Origin of the sequence: Streptomyces sp. JL2001 (genome assembly GCF_050917515.1) — a bacterium.
GTDB lineage: Bacteria > Actinomycetota > Actinomycetes > Streptomycetales > Streptomycetaceae > Streptomyces.
In genome coordinates this window covers 2,243,149-2,257,788 of sequence record NZ_CP169421.1, presented here as the reverse complement: position 1 = coordinate 2,257,788, position 14,640 = coordinate 2,243,149, and the positions used below count along the sequence as shown (strand labels likewise).

General features: G+C 71.2%; 15 protein-coding genes. 9 read left to right on the top strand and 6 right to left on the bottom strand.

Translation table 11 applies throughout. The annotated features are described in order from the left end of the window. Nucleotides 1–154 precede the first annotated feature (154 nt). Together whiG and ACE1OA_RS09745 are read left to right on the top strand one after the other, a co-directional pair. The gene (gene whiG, locus ACE1OA_RS09750) at nucleotides 155–991 is read left to right on the top strand and encodes an RNA polymerase sigma factor WhiG (protein ID WP_356604498.1); all 837 of its coding nucleotides are present in this window, start codon (nucleotides 155–157) and stop codon (nucleotides 989–991) included. Between the two features lie 53 nt (nucleotides 992–1,044). Continuing rightward, nucleotides 1,045–1,602 (top strand): TetR/AcrR family transcriptional regulator, encoded by a 558-nt coding sequence (locus tag ACE1OA_RS09745; protein ID WP_356604609.1) that lies wholly within the window; start codon nucleotides 1,045–1,047, stop codon nucleotides 1,600–1,602. Between the two features lie 141 nt (nucleotides 1,603–1,743). Here ACE1OA_RS09745 and ACE1OA_RS09740 read toward each other — a convergent pair whose 3' ends face one another. Next, entirely contained in the window at nucleotides 1,744–2,214 is a 471-nt protein-coding gene (locus tag ACE1OA_RS09740; RefSeq protein WP_356604496.1) for a murein hydrolase activator EnvC family protein, read from the bottom strand. 253 nt (nucleotides 2,215–2,467) lie between these two features. Between ACE1OA_RS09740 and rpsB the strand changes: the two genes are divergently transcribed. The 6 genes from rpsB (at nucleotide 2,468) to ACE1OA_RS09710 (ending at nucleotide 8,777) form a co-directional block, all read left to right on the top strand. Beyond that, nucleotides 2,468–3,376, top strand: a complete 909-nt coding sequence (gene rpsB / locus ACE1OA_RS09735; protein WP_356604494.1) for a 30S ribosomal protein S2 — start codon at nucleotides 2,468–2,470, stop codon at nucleotides 3,374–3,376. Nucleotides 3,377–3,488: 112 nt separating this feature from the next. Next, on the top strand, nucleotides 3,489–4,325 hold the full coding sequence (tsf, locus tag ACE1OA_RS09730) for a translation elongation factor Ts (RefSeq protein ID WP_147979911.1): 837 nt from the start codon (nucleotides 3,489–3,491) through the stop codon (nucleotides 4,323–4,325). Between the two features lie 158 nt (nucleotides 4,326–4,483). Next, on the top strand, nucleotides 4,484–5,248 hold the full coding sequence (gene pyrH, locus ACE1OA_RS09725; RefSeq protein ID WP_147979912.1) for a UMP kinase: 765 nt from the start codon (nucleotides 4,484–4,486) through the stop codon (nucleotides 5,246–5,248). A gap of 94 nt (nucleotides 5,249–5,342) precedes the next feature. After that, on the top strand, nucleotides 5,343–5,900 hold the full coding sequence (gene frr / locus ACE1OA_RS09720; RefSeq protein WP_137993093.1) for a ribosome recycling factor: 558 nt from the start codon (nucleotides 5,343–5,345) through the stop codon (nucleotides 5,898–5,900). Further along, nucleotides 5,900–7,000 (top strand): phosphatidate cytidylyltransferase, encoded by a 1,101-nt coding sequence (locus tag ACE1OA_RS09715; RefSeq protein WP_356604491.1) that lies wholly within the window; start codon nucleotides 5,900–5,902, stop codon nucleotides 6,998–7,000. The genes frr and ACE1OA_RS09715 overlap by 1 nt, the downstream gene beginning before the upstream one ends. A gap of 160 nt (nucleotides 7,001–7,160) precedes the next feature. After that, complete coding sequence (locus tag ACE1OA_RS09710) at nucleotides 7,161–8,777, top strand: MFS transporter (protein ID WP_384872560.1); 1,617 nt, start codon at nucleotides 7,161–7,163, stop codon at nucleotides 8,775–8,777. Nucleotides 8,778–8,797: 20 nt separating this feature from the next. Here ACE1OA_RS09710 and ACE1OA_RS09705 read toward each other — a convergent pair whose 3' ends face one another. The 5 genes from ACE1OA_RS09705 to ACE1OA_RS09685 form a co-directional block, all read right to left on the bottom strand. After that, on the bottom strand, nucleotides 8,798–9,460 hold the full coding sequence (locus ACE1OA_RS09705) for a phosphotransferase (protein ID WP_384872563.1): 663 nt from the start codon (nucleotides 9,458–9,460) through the stop codon (nucleotides 8,798–8,800). 39 nt (nucleotides 9,461–9,499) lie between these two features. Further along, nucleotides 9,500–10,600, bottom strand: coding sequence for a hypothetical protein (locus ACE1OA_RS09700; RefSeq protein ID WP_432752647.1), 1,101 nt, complete (start codon nucleotides 10,598–10,600; stop codon nucleotides 9,500–9,502). Nucleotides 10,601–10,847: 247 nt separating this feature from the next. Continuing rightward, the gene (locus ACE1OA_RS09695) at nucleotides 10,848–12,092 is read right to left on the bottom strand and encodes an MFS transporter (protein WP_432752646.1); all 1,245 of its coding nucleotides are present in this window, start codon (nucleotides 12,090–12,092) and stop codon (nucleotides 10,848–10,850) included. Nucleotides 12,093–12,099: 7 nt separating this feature from the next. Next, nucleotides 12,100–12,570 (bottom strand): ArsI/CadI family heavy metal resistance metalloenzyme, encoded by a 471-nt coding sequence (locus ACE1OA_RS09690; protein ID WP_356775263.1) that lies wholly within the window; start codon nucleotides 12,568–12,570, stop codon nucleotides 12,100–12,102. 37 nt (nucleotides 12,571–12,607) lie between these two features. Next, nucleotides 12,608–13,981 (bottom strand): NAD(P)-binding domain-containing protein, encoded by a 1,374-nt coding sequence (locus tag ACE1OA_RS09685; RefSeq protein WP_356604481.1) that lies wholly within the window; start codon nucleotides 13,979–13,981, stop codon nucleotides 12,608–12,610. Nucleotides 13,982–14,224: 243 nt separating this feature from the next. Between ACE1OA_RS09685 and ACE1OA_RS09680 the strand changes: the two genes are divergently transcribed. Next, entirely contained in the window at nucleotides 14,225–14,587 is a 363-nt protein-coding gene (locus ACE1OA_RS09680) for an ArsR/SmtB family transcription factor (RefSeq protein ID WP_356604479.1), read from the top strand. The last annotated feature ends 53 nt before the right edge of the window (nucleotides 14,588–14,640 follow it).

Here is a 14,640-nt window from a genome sequence, read left to right as displayed (position 1 = left end):
CGGGTTCGAAGATGTGGGCGAGCGCGCCCCCCCGGACCGGTGCGATCCGCAGAGGTTCGCTCACCGCAACAGTCCAGTCACGCTACGCTCACCAGGATTCCCTACCGGACACACAGCCAGACTCACTCCACGGCAGAACGGCTCAAGGCAACGCATGCCCCAGCACACCTCCGGGTCTGACCGCGCTGCGGTGCCCCCAGCAGCCCGGGGCACCGTGCGACCGCCCGCACCGACATCGCTCGACGAGCTGTGGCGGTCGTACAAGGACACGGGCGACGAGCGACTGCGCGAACAGCTGATCCTGCACTACTCGCCCCTGGTCAAGTACGTCGCCGGCCGCGTCAGCGTCGGTCTGCCGTCCAACGTCGAACAAGCCGACTTCGTGTCCTCCGGAGTCTTCGGACTCATCGACGCCATCGAGAAGTTCGACGTCGAACGGGCGATCAAGTTCGAGACCTACGCCATCACCCGCATCCGCGGCGCGATGATCGACGAACTGCGTGCCCTCGACTGGATCCCCCGCTCCGTACGCCAGAAGGCCCGCAACGTGGAGCGCGCCTACGCCACCCTCGAAGCCCAGCTCCGCCGCACGCCCTCCGAGAGCGAGGTCGCCGCGGAGATGGACATCACCCTCGAGGAACTGCACACCGTTTTCAGCCAGTTGTCCCTGGCGAACGTCGTCGCCCTCGAAGAGCTCCTGCACGTCGGCGGCGAGGGCGGCGACCGCCTGTCCCTCATGGACACCCTCGAGGACACCGCCGCCGACAACCCGGTCGAGGTCGCCGAGGACCGCGAACTGCGAAGACTCCTCGCCCGCGCCATCAACACCCTCCCCGAGCGGGAGAAGACCGTCGTCACGCTCTACTACTACGAGGGACTCACCCTCGCCGAGATCGGCAACGTCCTCGGCGTCACCGAGAGTCGCGTCAGCCAGATCCACACCAAGTCCGTCCTGCAGCTCCGCGCCAAGCTGGCCGATGTAGGGCGCTGACTCCGGAGGGCCGGTCGTACAGTGGAGCCGTGCCCAGGATTCGAGCGGCCAGTGTGGCCGAGCACCGGACGATGCAGCGAGGCGCCCTGCTGGACGCCGCGCGATCCCTGCTGTCCGAAGGCGGTACGGAGGCGCTGACCTTCCCCGCCCTCGCCGAGCGCACGGGCCTCGCCCGCTCCTCGGTGTACGAGTACTTCCGCTCCCGCGCCGCCGTCGTCGAAGAGCTGTGCGCCGTCGACTTCCCCGTCTGGGCGGCAGAGGTCGAAGCCGCCATGGCCGGCGCAGCGACCCCCGACGGCAAGGTCGAGGCCTACGTCCGCAAGCAGCTGGAGCTCGTCGGGGACCGCCGCCACCGTGCCGTCGTCGCGATCTCCGTGAGCGAGCTGGACGACGGAGCCCGCGAGAAGATCCGCGCCGCACACGGCGGACTCGTCGCCATGATCGTCGAAGCCCTCGCCGACCTCGGTCAGGACCAGCCCCGCCTCGGCGCGATGCTCCTCCAGGGCGTCGTCGACGCGGCCGTACGCCGCATCGAGCTCGGCGCCGCCGAGGACCCGGAACGCATCACCGAGGCGGCGGTCACGATGGCGCTCCGCGGCGTCCGCGGCTGACCACACCCTTCCGGGGGCCTCCCTCCCCCCCCGCCCCCCACCCCTCCCTCCCCGTCCCCGCCCCTTTTCGGTTGTGCTCGCGCGCGGTCCTGCCTCGCCCCGCGCAGTCGTCGCCCGTCGCCCGGGCCTTTGTCGCGCTCGCTAGGGCACCCCGGTGACCGGGAGGAGGCGGGGCGCGGGTCGGTGGAGCAGGAGCAGGGGGTTCAGGTAGGTGTCACCTCTCAGCAGGCCCCAGTGCAGGCAGGACCGTGGGCAGTGCGGCGTGGTGTCCGGGGGCGGGGTCGCGACCGTGGCCACCACTTGGCCGCGGGTGACGGTGTCGCCGCGGGTGACGAGGGGAGTCACGGGTTCGTAGGTGGTGCGCAGGGGCGGGTCGCCGCTGCCGGGCAGGGTGATCGTGAGGACGCCGCGGCCGGCGACGGGGCCCGCGAAGGTGACCAGGCCGGGCGCGGTCGCGCGGACGTCGGTGCCCGGGAGTGCGGCGAGGTCGACGCCGCGGTGGCCAGGGGCGTACGGCCCGGCGGGTGGTTCCCAGCCGCGGAGCACGTCCGGGGGTGCGGGGCCGACGGGCCACGTGAGGGCGAGGGTGAGGATCCATGTCGTGAGGTGCATGGGGAAACGGTCTCGTGGCGGGGGGATTCGTGGGGATCATGGCGGATATCTGTGGACTACCGGCCGGTTGTGGACAGTGCCGTCACCCGGCGCCCCCCGGGTCCCGTACACTTCCTATGGCGACCCGGGTCACCGGGTCGACTTCGCACGCCCCGCCGCCACCTTCACCGGTCGTGGCAGCGCCTTTCGGTCCTTCGTGGCACGGCGCGCCGGGGCGTCAGGACATAACCGAGAAACCCAAGGAGATACGGCCATGGCCGTCGTCACGATGCGGGAGCTGCTGGAGAGCGGCGTCCACTTCGGTCACCAGACCCGTCGCTGGAACCCGAAGATGAAGCGCTTCATCTTCACCGAGCGCAACGGCATCTACATCATCGACCTGCTCCAGTCGCTGTCGTACATCGACCGCGCCTACGAGTTCGTCAAGGAGACCGTCGCGCACGGCGGCTCCATCATGTTCGTGGGTACGAAGAAGCAGGCCCAGGAGGCCATCGCCGAGCAGGCGACGCGCGTCGGCATGCCGTACGTCAACCAGCGTTGGCTCGGTGGCATGCTCACCAACTTCTCCACCGTCTACAAGCGTCTGCAGCGCCTCAAGGAGCTCGAGCAGATCGACTTCGAGGATGTGGCCGCGTCCGGCCTCACCAAGAAGGAGCTCCTGGTCCTCTCGCGCGAGAAGGCCAAGCTGGAGAAGACCCTCGGTGGTATCCGCGAGATGCAGAAGGTGCCGAGCGCCGTCTGGATCGTCGACACCAAGAAGGAGCACATCGCCGTCGGTGAGGCGCGCAAGCTCCACATCCCGGTCGTCGCGATCCTCGACACCAACTGCGACCCCGACGAGGTCGACTACAAGATCCCGGGCAACGACGACGCGATCCGCTCCGTCACCCTGCTCACCCGCGTGATCGCCGACGCCGTCGCCGAGGGCCTCATCGCCCGTTCCGGCGCCGCGACCGGCGACTCGAAGCCGGGCGAGAAGGCCGCCGGCGAGCCGCTCGCCGAGTGGGAGCGCGACCTGCTCGAGGGCGAGAAGAAGGCCGACTCGGACGAGTCCGCCGAGAAGCCGGCCGAGGCTCCGGCTGCCGAGGCTCCGGCCGCTGAGGCGCCCGCCGCCGACGCTCCGGCCGCTGAGGCTCCGGCCGCCGAGGGCGAGCAGGCCTGACCCACGGCCTGACCTTCACAGGTCCGGTTGTTTCGGATGTCGACGGCGGGGGCGTGTCGCCCCCGCCGTCCACCCGTAGATCTTTCAGACTTCGAGAGAGAAACTCAGACTCATGGCGAACTACACCGCCGCTGACGTCAAGAAGCTCCGTGAGCTCACCGGCGCCGGCATGATGGACTGCAAGAAGGCGCTGGACGAGGCCGAGGGCAACGTCGACAAGGCCGTCGAGGCCCTGCGCATCAAGGGCCAGAAGGGCGTCGCCAAGCGCGAGGGCCGTTCCGCCGAGAACGGCGCGGTCGTCTCCCTCATCGCCGACGACAACACCTCCGGTGTCCTCGTCGAGCTGAAGTGCGAGACGGACTTCGTCGCCAAGGGTGACAAGTTCCAGGCCGTCGCCAACGCGCTCGCCGCGCACGTCGCCGCCACCTCCCCGGCCGACCTCGAGGCGCTGCTCGCGTCCGAGATCGAGCCCGGCAAGACCGTTCAGGCGTACGTCGACGAGGCCAACGCCAACCTCGGCGAGAAGATCGTCCTGGACCGCTTCGCGCAGTACGCCGACGGCTTCGTCTCGGCCTACATGCACCGCACCATGCCCGACCTCCCGCCGCAGATCGGTGTCCTCGTCGAGTTCGACAAGGAGAACGCCGAGATCGCCAAGGGTGTCGCGCAGCACATCGCCGCCTTCGCGCCGAAGTACCTCACCCGTGAGGACGTTCCGGCCGAGGTCGTCGAGACCGAGCGTCGCGTCGCCGAGGAGACCACCCGCGCCGAGGGCAAGCCCGAGGCCGCGCTCCCGAAGATCGTCGAGGGTCGCGTCAACGGCTTCTTCAAGGACGCCACGCTGCTCGGCCAGCCGTACGCGCTGGACAACAAGAAGTCCGTCCAGCAGATCCTGGACGAGGCCGGTGTCACCCTGAAGCGCTTCACGCGTATCAAGGTCGGCATCTGAGTCCGTACGCAACGGACGCCGGACCCCGGTAGGGTCTGAAGCGGTTGTCCGCGTTCGCGTAGGACGACCGCAGATCTGACGAGGAGGCCATTGCCGTAGGGGAAACCGCAAGGACCCACCGGCAATGGCCTTCGTCGTATGTGCACGAGGAGATCTCCATGAACCAGGGCGCCGCACAGGGCGACGACATCCACGGCAAAAAGGCCGGACGCTTCATGCTGAAGCTGTCCGGTGAGGCATTCGCCGGCGGCGGCGCACTCGGCGTCGACCCCGACGTCGTGCACAAAATCGCGCGCGAGATCGCCGCGGTCGTCCGCGACGGTGCGGAGATCGCGGTCGTGATCGGCGGCGGAAACTTCTTCCGCGGCGCAGAGCTGCAGGTGCGCGGCATGGACCGGGCGCGCTCCGACTACATGGGCATGCTCGGCACCGTCATGAACTGCCTCGCCCTCCAGGACTTCCTGGAGAAGGAAGGCATCGACTCCCGCGTCCAAACGGCCATCACCATGGGCCAGGTCGCGGAGCCCTACATCCCGCTGCGTGCCGTGCGCCACCTGGAGAAGGGCCGTGTGGTCATCTTCGGTGCGGGCATGGGCATGCCGTACTTCTCCACCGACACCACGGCCGCGCAGCGTGCCCTGGAGATCGACGCCGAGGCCCTGCTGATGGGCAAGAACGGTGTCGACGGGGTCTACGACTCCGACCCGAAGACCAACCCCGACGCGGTCAAGTTCGACGCGCTGGAGTACGGCGAGGTGCTCTCCCGCGACCTCAAGGTCGCCGACGCCACCGCCATCACCCTGTGCCGTGACAACACCCTGCCGATCCTCGTCTTCGAACTGCTTGCCGAGGGCAATATCGCGCGCGCGGTGAAGGGTGAGAAGATCGGCACTCTCGTGAGCGACCAGGGCACCCGGGCCTGAGCCTGAACCGGGTACCGCCCCGCGAGGGGATGGACAGAGCCCTGCCGGTCGTACACCGTGCAGGACAAGACGCGACGACACGCAGGAGCAAGTGGTGATCGAAGAGACCCTCCTCGAGGCCGAGGAGAAGATGGAGAAGGCCGTCGTGGTCGCCAAGGAGGACTTCGCCGCGATCCGCACCGGCCGTGCGCACCCGGCGATGTTCAACAAGATCGTGGCCGACTACTACGGTGCGATCACGCCGATCAATCAGCTGGCGTCTTTCTCGGTGCCCGAGCCGCGCATGGCTGTGGTGACCCCGTTCGACAAGAGCGCGCTGCGCAACATCGAGCAGGCGATCCGTGACTCGGACCTCGGCGTCAACCCGAGCAACGACGGCAACATCATCCGTGTGGTGTTCCCGGAGCTCACCGAGGAGCGCCGCCGCGAGTACATCAAGGTCGCGAAGAGCAAGGCCGAGGACTCGAAGATCTCGATCCGTTCCGTGCGCCGCAAGGCCAAGGAGACCATCGACAAGCTGGTCAAGGACGGCGAGGTCGGCGAGGACGAGGGCCGTCGGGGCGAGAAGGAGCTCGACGACACCACCGCGAAGTACGTCGCGCAGGTGGACGAGCTGCTCAAGCACAAGGAAGCCGAGCTGCTCGAGGTCTGATGAACGACTCTTCCTGGGGGGCCCCGGCCGGCACCGGCTACTGGGGACCCGACCAGGGGCCCCATCCGGCGGGTCCCCCCTTCGACGGGCAGAACGCAGCGCAGACTCGGCGCATGCCCATCGTGCCCGACGTTCCGGCCGCCGGAGACCAGGATGACGACCGGGGGGCCGCTCGCCTGAGCGGTCCCCTGTTCCGTGACGAGAACCCGTCCCGTGACGAGAAGCCGCAGGAGCCCATGCCCAGCCCGCACCAGCCTGCTACGGCTCCGAAGCCCCCGCAGAAGAAGAGCGCGGGGCGAGACCTGGGTGCGGCCATAGGGGTCGGCGTCGGGCTCGGCGCCGTCATCATCGCGTCGCTGTTCATCTGGAAGGCCGCGTTCGTCGGCGTCATAACGGTCGCCGTCGTCGTCGGACTGTGGGAGCTCACCTCCCGTCTCCAGGAGCGCAAGGGCATCAAGGCGCCGCTCGTACCGCTCGCGGTCGGCGGCGCGGCGATGGTCGTGGCCGGGTACGTGCGGGGGCCGGAGGGTGCCTGGGTCGCCATGGCCCTGACGGCTCTCGCGGTGCTCGTGTGGCGGATGACGGAGCCCCCCGAGGGTTACCTGAAGGACGTCACGGCGGGTGTCTTCGCGGCGTTCTACGTGCCGTTCCTGGCGACGTTCGTGGCGCTGATGCTCACCGCCGACGACGGCCCGAAGCGGGTGCTGACGTTCCTGGTCCTGACGGTCGTCAGCGACACCGGGGCGTACGCGATCGGCTGGCGTTTCGGCAAGCACAAGCTGGCGCCGAGGATCAGTCCCGGAAAGACCCGTGAGGGCCTGTTCGGGGCGGTGGCGTTCGCGATGGCCGCCGGTGCGCTGTGCATGGAGTTCATGATCGACGACGGTGCCTGGTGGCAGGGCCTGCTGCTGGGTCTCGCGGTGGCGGCGAGCGCGACGCTCGGCGACCTCGGCGAGTCGATGATCAAGCGGGACCTGGGCATCAAGGACATGGGCACCCTGCTGCCGGGGCACGGCGGGATCATGGACCGGCTGGACTCGCTGCTGCCGACGGCCCCGGTCGTGTGGCTGCTGTTCGTGATCTTCGTCGGTTCGGCCTGATACACGTGTGGCCGAAGGGCCCGTCGTCCTCCGGGGCGGCGGGCCCTTCGCATGCCCCCGGCGCCTGGCGGCGGGCCCCGGGGTGCGGGCACCGGTCCGGGCCGCCCCGGGGGAGTTCGGCCACCGAGCCGAAACCGGGATGCGTGGGGACAATACGGTCATGGCATCCAAGGCAGGCGCCGGCGGCGCACCCGCAGGGGCCCGTCTCGTCCTGCTGACGCTCGCGGCGGGCCAGTTCCTGATGGCGCTCGACAGCTCCGTCATGAACGTATCGATCGCGACCGTGGCCGAGGACGTGGGCACGACGGTGACCGGGATCCAGGGCGCCATCACCGCCTACACGCTGGTGATGGCGATGTTCATGATCCCCGGCGGCAAGGTCGGCGTGCTGATCGGCCGCCGACGGGCCTTCATGATCGGCTGCTTCGTCTACGGCTGCGGTTCCCTCACCACGGCGCTCGCGCCGAACCTGACCGTGCTGCTGCTCGGCTGGGCACTTCTCGAAGGCCTCGGGGCGGCGCTCATCCTGCCCTCGATCGTGGCGCTGGTGGCCGGCAACTTCGCCACCGAACGGCGGGCCGCCGCGTACGGCATCGTCGCGGCGGCGGGAGCCGTGGCCATCGCGCTCGGCCCGCTGATCGGCGGCGTCGCCACGACGTACTTCTCCTGGCGCTGGGTCTTCGCCGGCGAGGTCCTGGTGGTGCTCGTCATCCTGGTGTTCGCCCGCCGCATCGCCGACGCCGTCGACGACGCGCACCCGCGGATCGACCTCGTCGGTGCCCTGCTGTCCGCCCTGGGACTCGGGATCTTCGTCTACGGCGTGCTGCGCTCCGACGAATGGGGCTGGGTCCAGCCCAAACCCGACGCCCCCGCCTGGCTGGGGGTCTCCATGGTCGTGTGGCTGATGATGGCGGGCCTGCTGCTGGTGTACCTGTTCCTGCGCTGGGAGACCCGGCTCGTCAGGAACGGCCGGGAGCCCCTCGTCGACCCGGCCATGCTGCGGAACAGGCAGCTCACCGGCGGCCTGACGATGTTCTTCTTCCAGTACCTGGTGCAGATGGGCGTCTTCTTCGTCGTCCCGCTCTACCTGTCCGTGGCCCTCGGCCTGTCCGCGCTCCAGACCGGTGCGCGGATCCTGCCCCTGTCGCTCACCCTGCTGGGCGCCGCCGTCCTGATCCCGCGCTACCTCCCCGACGTGTCGCCGCGGCGCGTGGTGCGGCTCGGCGTGCTGGCGCTGTTCGCCGGCGCGATCGTCCTGATGGCGGCGCTGGACGCGGACGCCGGCGCGGAGATCGTCACCATCCCGCTGCTGCTGATCGGACTCGGGATGGGCGCACTGGCGTCCCAGCTCGGTTCGGTCACGGTGTCCGCGGTGCCCGACCGGCAGAGCGCGGAGGTCGGCGGGATCCAGAACGCCGTCACCAACCTCGGCGCCTCGATCGGGACGGCCCTGGCCGGCTCACTGATGATCGCCGCGCTCACCGCCTCGTTCCTCAGCTCGGTGGAGCGGAACGAGGCGATCCCGGAGCAGGTCAAGAGCCAGGCCGTCGTCGAGCTGCAGAGCGGCGTCCCGTTCCTCTCGGACGCCCAGCTGACCACGGCCCTCGACGAGGCGGGCACCAGCCCGGAGGTGTCCGAGGCGGCCCTGGACGCGAACGAGGCCGCCCGGCTCGACGGCCTGCGGGCCGCCCTCGCGATCCTCGCCGGCGCCTCCCTCGTGGCGCTCTTCTTCACCTCCCGCATCCCCCGCACCCAGCCCCGCGCCCCCGCGACCTGAGCGGAGGCGTCGCGGGGGCGTCAAGGACCGGCCGTCCCGGTGATCAGGGCCATCGCCTCGTCGAGCCTGCCGACCTCCTCCGCGCTGAGCGTCGGATTGGCGGCCCGCCGCCTGCGGGCCTCCGCGAGATGCACCCGGTCGACGCCGCCGAGATGCCGGAGCAGCGAGGAGAGCACGGCTCGGGCCATCACGGAGACGGCGGGCATCGTGAGGGCGGCCTGAGCCAGGATCAGCGCGGCCATCGCCGCGTCCAGGCCGGGCGGCCCCTCCTCCGCGGTGGCCCAGTCGATCACCATCGGCCCCTGCGGCGTCAGTACGACGTTCTCGGGATGGAAGTCCAGGTGCAGCACCCGATGACCGGGGTCCGCGGACAGGCGCGCCGGGACGGCGTGCAGACGTCGCAGTAGCTCCGCCAGCATCTCGCCCGCCTGCTCGGCCGTGATCGCGCCGCCGGCCAGGGCCTCCACCATCGTCGGTCCGGACAGCCGCTGCATCACCAGCTCACCCGCGGCCGTCCCCGGCCATACGGCGGGGACCGGAAACCCGCTCTCCGCCAGGTAGGCCATCACGGCGGCCTCGTCCTTGGCGTCGTCACCGTTCCGATAGCGACGGAGCACCCGACCGTCGTCCAGCGCGAACACGTCCGCCGTCCGGCCCGCCCCCACCAACTCCCCGATCTTCATGTCGAGGAACCTAGCGGGAGCGGGCCGGAGGGCGCAGTCTCAGGGACCGAGGAGCGGGACGAGGCGGGCCACTCGGTGCCATCCCGCGGCGAGGATGCCGGCGACGGCGGCGACGCCCGCGACCAGCCAGGGGCGGAGGTCTTCGGGGACGAAGCCGAGTCGAGGCAGGAGCGCCGCGGTGGCGATGGCGGCGAGGACCGCGGCGGCGATTCCGCCGGCGATGTGGAGTGTCTCGCGGAACGCGGCCAGGGCCCGGGACGGTGGTGTGACGCCGGCGAGCTTCTCCTCGGGCAGGAGGCCGCTCACCCTGCCCTGGGCGTAGCGTTCCCCGATCTCGGCGACCATCGCGGCGTAGTGGCGGGCTCCTTGGCGGGGGTCGACGTCGATCTGGGCGAGTTGCTGCCTGAGGGCTGCGGCGACGTGCCGACCGTGCTGCCGGGCGGGGGCGACGCGGTGCGATCGGCGGGGGATGAGGCGGGAGTCACGGTAGGCGCTGAGCACGTTCTGCTCGATTCGGCGGGAGCGGCCGTCGAGCTCGCGCATCGCCTGGAGCCGGTCGGCGGGTTCCGAGCCGTAGAGGATCGCGCACAGACTGAGGGCGCGTGCCGTGTTGCCCAGGAGCGCGTAGGGAAAGTCGGGGCGGCGACGGCGGAACCGCGCGACGAGCGGGTAGCCGAGGGCCGCGCCGATGGCGAGCATCGTGACCAGCATGATCAGGAGGGCCGTCACGATGGGGGCGACGGGCGCGCCGCGGTGTGGCAGGAGGTCGGACATCCTCCGGTACGACAACGCGAGGAGCGCCTGGTCGGCGAACTCGTCGGAGACGACCGGGCGCAGGGCGTCGATCTCCAGAGGAAACAGCCACTGCGTGAGCAGGGCGGTTGTCAGGAAGCCGGCGAAGGCCCCCGCCGCGAGCGAGCGGACTCCGCGGTGGCCGGGGACCGAGAACCAGGCGGCGAGGCCGAAGCGGGTGTGCGGCAGGCCGTTCGTGGCGAGTCCCAGGCACGTGAGGGCGAGATCGAGGTTCGCGAGCGCCTGTTCGCCGGCCGCTCGGCAGGCGCGTCGCTCCTGGAGCCGTTCGCGCGCCAGGGCCCGGGCGATGCTCGGGTGAGTCCTGGTTAAGGCTCTGGTGATCGACACGGCTCGTCCCCCTGCTGTTGATGGTGTGTCGATTATGCGAGGTCGGGGGATCGCGCCGAACGGCTGATCGTGGAGAAGTCCGCTTCACGCGACGACGGGGTCGAGGGTCGTGGGAGTGCCCCCGGAGACGGTCTGCAACGGCCGTCGGCGACCACCACCGCCCCCTTCCGCCCGGGCAGGCGGGACTTTCGCAACACGCCCTAGGGGCGGCCCGGGTCGGCCGGACGGCGGCCCCGGCCGGCCGTCGTCAGCTCCGAACCGGCTCCGTGGGCCCGCCGGGGCCCCCGCCCCGGGCGGTGCCGGCGGCGACGAGGGCGGCTGCCAGCGCGAGGGCGGCGAGCAGGTGGAAGAGCTGGGGGATGCCGCCGATGCGCGGGGCGATGAGGGCGGCGGCGAAGGGGGCGAGGGCGGCGGCGGTCATGGCGGGCGCACCGAGGATCGCGGAGAGCCGGCCGTAGTGCTGCGTGCCCCAGCGGTCGGTGACGGCGGTGGCCTGGAGGAGGGTGAGGTTGCCGCGGACCACGCCCGCCGCGACCGACGCGGCGATGAGCAGGCCGTAGGGGCCGGGGACGGCGGCGAGGGCCGCGGTGGTCAGGGCGCCGAGCGTGATGAGGACGACGGTGCGGGTGGTCGTTCCGGTGTGGCGGGTGAGCGGGGCGTAGAGGGTGCGGCCGAGGGTCTGGCCGGCGCCGCCGAGGCCGAGGGCCCAGGCGGCCTGGGTGGTGGTGCAGCCGCGTTCGATCAGGAGCGGGACGAGGGTGACGACGACGGCGTACATCGCGAACGCCGAGAGGGTGAACGCGAGCGTGAGCAGGAGGAAGGGGCGGCTGCGGACGACTGTCCTCGGGGTGTCGTCGGTGTGGTCGGGGGCGGGCGGGGCCGGGGGCCAGGGGGCTCGCAGGGCGAGGGCGTGGGCGGGAATCGTGACGGCCGCGAGGATCGCGGCGAGCACGAGGTAGGTGGCGCGCCAGGTGAGGTGGTCGGCGAGGGTGGCGGTGAGGGGGGCGAAGACGGTGGAGGCGAGGCCGCCGGCGAGGGTGACGAGGGTGAGGGCGCGGACGTGGCCGGGGGCCCACCAGCGGGTGATGGCGGCGAAGGCGGGCTGGTAGAAGGTGGCGGACATGGCGAGTCCGGCCAGGAGCCAGCCGGCGAAGAACACCGGCAGGTTCGGGGCCAGTGCCACGACCACCAGGCTCGCCGTGCCGAGGGCGGAGCCCGCGGTCATGACCGTGCGGGGGCCGCGGTGGTCGATGATCCGGCCGACGCGGATGCCGGCGATGCCGGACACGACGAGGGCGAGCGAGAACGCGGCCATGGTGGCGGTGGTGGACCAGCCGGTGGTGCCGGTGATCTCGGGGTCGAGGACGGGGAAGGCGTAGTAGACGATGCCCCAGCTGGTGATCTGGGTGGCGCACAGCGCGGGCAGGACGGCGCGGGGCCGCGACCGGTCCCCTGTTCCGGTCGCGGCCCCGCGGGTGTGAAGGTGGGTCATCAGGTGATCAGCAGCAGCCACCGGCACCGGCGGTGGCCGGTTCGCCCGCCTGGGCGTCGGCGGTCTCCGGTCCGGCGCAACACGCGCCGGCCGGCTGCTTGGCCAGGGTGTCCGCGTCGGCCTTGACGACGTACACCTCCCAGGGTTCGCGGCCGGGGCCGTGGACCCACACCTTGTCCTGGAGGGCGTAGCAGCAGGTGGTGTCGTTCTCCTCGGTGGTGGCGAGACCTTCCTGGGCCAGCCTGGCGGTGGCGGCTTGGACGGCGTCGGTGCTGTCGACCTCCACGCCGAGGTGGTCCAGGCGGGTGTCGTCGTCGCCGGTGCCCTCGATGAGGACGAGCTTGAGCGGGGGCTCGGTGAGGGCGAAGTTGGCGTAGCCGTCGCGGAGCTTGGCCGGCTCGGTACCGAAGAGCTTGGTGTAGAAGGCGACGGACGCCGACAGGTCGGGTACGCGGAGGGCGAGCTGTACACGGGACATGACGGTCCTCCTGCTGTGAGTGGGTGATCCGTGCGGGTCAGCAGCCGCCGGAGGCGGCCGGGGCGTCGGCGCCGATCCGGATGAGAGCGGGAGCGGGGGCGCAGCAGCCGCCGCCGTCGGCCGCCTCCTCGGTCTGCGGCTGGTCGAATAGGCCGGCTCCGCCGCAGACTCCGGTCTCGGGCAGGACGAGTTCGACGCGCTCGGCGGACTCGTGGTCGCCCGCGATCGCGGCGGCGACGGAGCGGACCTGCTCGTATCCGGTGAGGGCGAGGAAGGTCGGGGCGCGGCCGTAGGACTTCATGCCGACCAGGTACACGCCGGGCTCCGGGTGGGAGAGTTCGTTCACGCCGTGCGGGTAGACCGTGCCGCAGGAGTGCTGGTTCGGGTCGATCAGGGGCGCGAGCGCGACGGGGGCCTGGAGGCGCTCGTCGAGGCCGAGGCGGAGTTCGTCGAGGAAGGTGAGGTCGGGGCGGAAGCCGGTGAGGACGATGACCTCGTCGACCGGGTCGAGGCGGTGGCCGTCCTCTGAGACCAGGACGAGCTGGTCGCCGGCGCGTTCGATCGCCTGGGTGCGGAAGCCGGTGACGGCGTCCGCGTGGCCCTCGTCGACGGCGGCCTTCGCGGCGAGGCCGAGGGCGCCGCGGGCGGGGAGCTGGTCGGCGGTGCCGCCGCCGAAGGTGGATCCGGAGATGCCCCGGCGCAGGATCCAGGTGGCGTGCGTGCCGTCGCCGTCGTCGGCCTTCGCGAGCTCGGCGAGGGAGGCCAGGGCGGTGAAGGCGGAGGCTCCGGAGCCGATGACGGCGGTGCGCTTTCCGGCGTGACGGGCCCGTGCGGCGGGGTCCTTGAGGTCGGGGACGCGGTACGAGACGCGGTCGGCGGCCGCGCGCTCGCCCAGCGCCGGCAGTCCGTCGCCGCCGGCCGGGCTCGGGATGGTCCAGGTGCCGGAGGCGTCGACGACGGCGCGGGCGAGGATCCTCTCCTCGCGGCCGTCGGCGTGGACGACGTGCACCGTGAACGGCTGGGTGTCGCGGTCGGCGTCGACGATCCGGTCGCGGCCGACGCGGGAGACGCCGGTGACCCGGGCACCGACGCGAACCCGGTCCCCGAGGGCGTCGGCGAGAGGCTGGAGGTACTTCTCGGCCCAGTCGCCGCCCGTCGGGTAGGTGCCCGCTTCCGGCTTCACCCAGCCGGTGGGGGCGAGCAGCTTCTCGGCCACCTGGTCGGTGACCTCGCCCCAGGTCGAGAACAGCCGCACGTGCGCCCACTCGCGCACCGCCGCGCCCGCCTGCGCACCGGCCTCGAGGACCAGCGGCTCCAGGCCGCGGTCGACCAGATGGGCGGCGGCGGCCAGCCCGGCCGGGCCGGCTCCGATGACCACGACGGGCAGCTGCTCGGTGGCGGTGGCGTTCATGGCGATTCCCCTTGTGTTTCGACGTCTGTCGATCTCTTGGTGCCTTCAGCATGGCACCTGTATCGATAGACGTCAACATAGACGTTCATCGATTCTGGGGGTGGGTGCGTGGGGTGCGTCGCGTTCGCGACGATGGTGAGCGGCGAGCCCGGCCGGGTCGCACGCGTCGACCCGAGATGCCGTGCGAGGGCCCGTACCCGCTGTGCCCTAGGAGCTTGGTTCGACATGTGTCAACATAGACATATGTCGAATGTGAAGGTGCTGCCCCTGCTGGAGCCCGAGGTCGAGCCCTGCTGCCCGCCGCTGAACGAGCGCCCGCTGACGGCGGAGGAGGCCGAGCGGACCGCGGCCATGTTCAAGGCCCTGGGCGATCCCGTCCGGCTGCGGCTCTTCTCCGCGGTCGCCTCGCACGAGGGCGGCGAGGCCTGCGTCTGCGACATCTCCGACGTCGGCGTCTCCCAGCCCACGGTCTCCCACCACCTGAAGAAGCTGAAGGAAGCCGGCCTGCTCTCCTCCGAGCGACGCGGGACCTGGGTCTACTACCGCGTCGAGCCCGCCGTCCTCGCCGCGATGGGACAGCTGCTCACCAAGGCCGCCGAGGCCTGAGGTCCCGAACGTCGTCCTGCCCGCTTCTCGCCCAGGGGTCGCTCTCGCGCCAC

Excerpts from the sequence above, each read along its gene's own strand:
- whiG (WP_356604498.1), top strand. The coding sequence starts at position 155 with ATGCCCCAGCACACCTCCGGGTCTGACCGCGCTGCGGTGCCCCCAGCA.
- ACE1OA_RS09740 (WP_356604496.1), bottom strand. The coding sequence starts at position 2,214 with ATGCACCTCACGACATGGATCCTCACCCTCGCCCTCACGTGGCCCGTC.
- rpsB (WP_356604494.1), top strand. The coding sequence starts at position 2,468 with ATGGCCGTCGTCACGATGCGGGAGCTGCTGGAGAGCGGCGTCCACTTC.
- tsf (WP_147979911.1), top strand. The coding sequence starts at position 3,489 with ATGGCGAACTACACCGCCGCTGACGTCAAGAAGCTCCGTGAGCTCACC.
- pyrH (WP_147979912.1), top strand. The coding sequence starts at position 4,484 with ATGAACCAGGGCGCCGCACAGGGCGACGACATCCACGGCAAAAAGGCC.
- ACE1OA_RS09715 (WP_356604491.1), top strand. The coding sequence starts at position 5,900 with ATGAACGACTCTTCCTGGGGGGCCCCGGCCGGCACCGGCTACTGGGGA.
- ACE1OA_RS09710 (WP_384872560.1), top strand. The coding sequence starts at position 7,161 with ATGGCATCCAAGGCAGGCGCCGGCGGCGCACCCGCAGGGGCCCGTCTC.
- ACE1OA_RS09705 (WP_384872563.1), bottom strand. The coding sequence starts at position 9,460 with ATGAAGATCGGGGAGTTGGTGGGGGCGGGCCGGACGGCGGACGTGTTC.
- ACE1OA_RS09695 (WP_432752646.1), bottom strand. The coding sequence starts at position 12,092 with ATGACCCACCTTCACACCCGCGGGGCCGCGACCGGAACAGGGGACCGG.
- ACE1OA_RS09690 (WP_356775263.1), bottom strand. The coding sequence starts at position 12,570 with ATGTCCCGTGTACAGCTCGCCCTCCGCGTACCCGACCTGTCGGCGTCC.
- ACE1OA_RS09685 (WP_356604481.1), bottom strand. The coding sequence starts at position 13,981 with ATGAACGCCACCGCCACCGAGCAGCTGCCCGTCGTGGTCATCGGAGCC.
- ACE1OA_RS09680 (WP_356604479.1), top strand. The coding sequence starts at position 14,225 with ATGTCGAATGTGAAGGTGCTGCCCCTGCTGGAGCCCGAGGTCGAGCCC.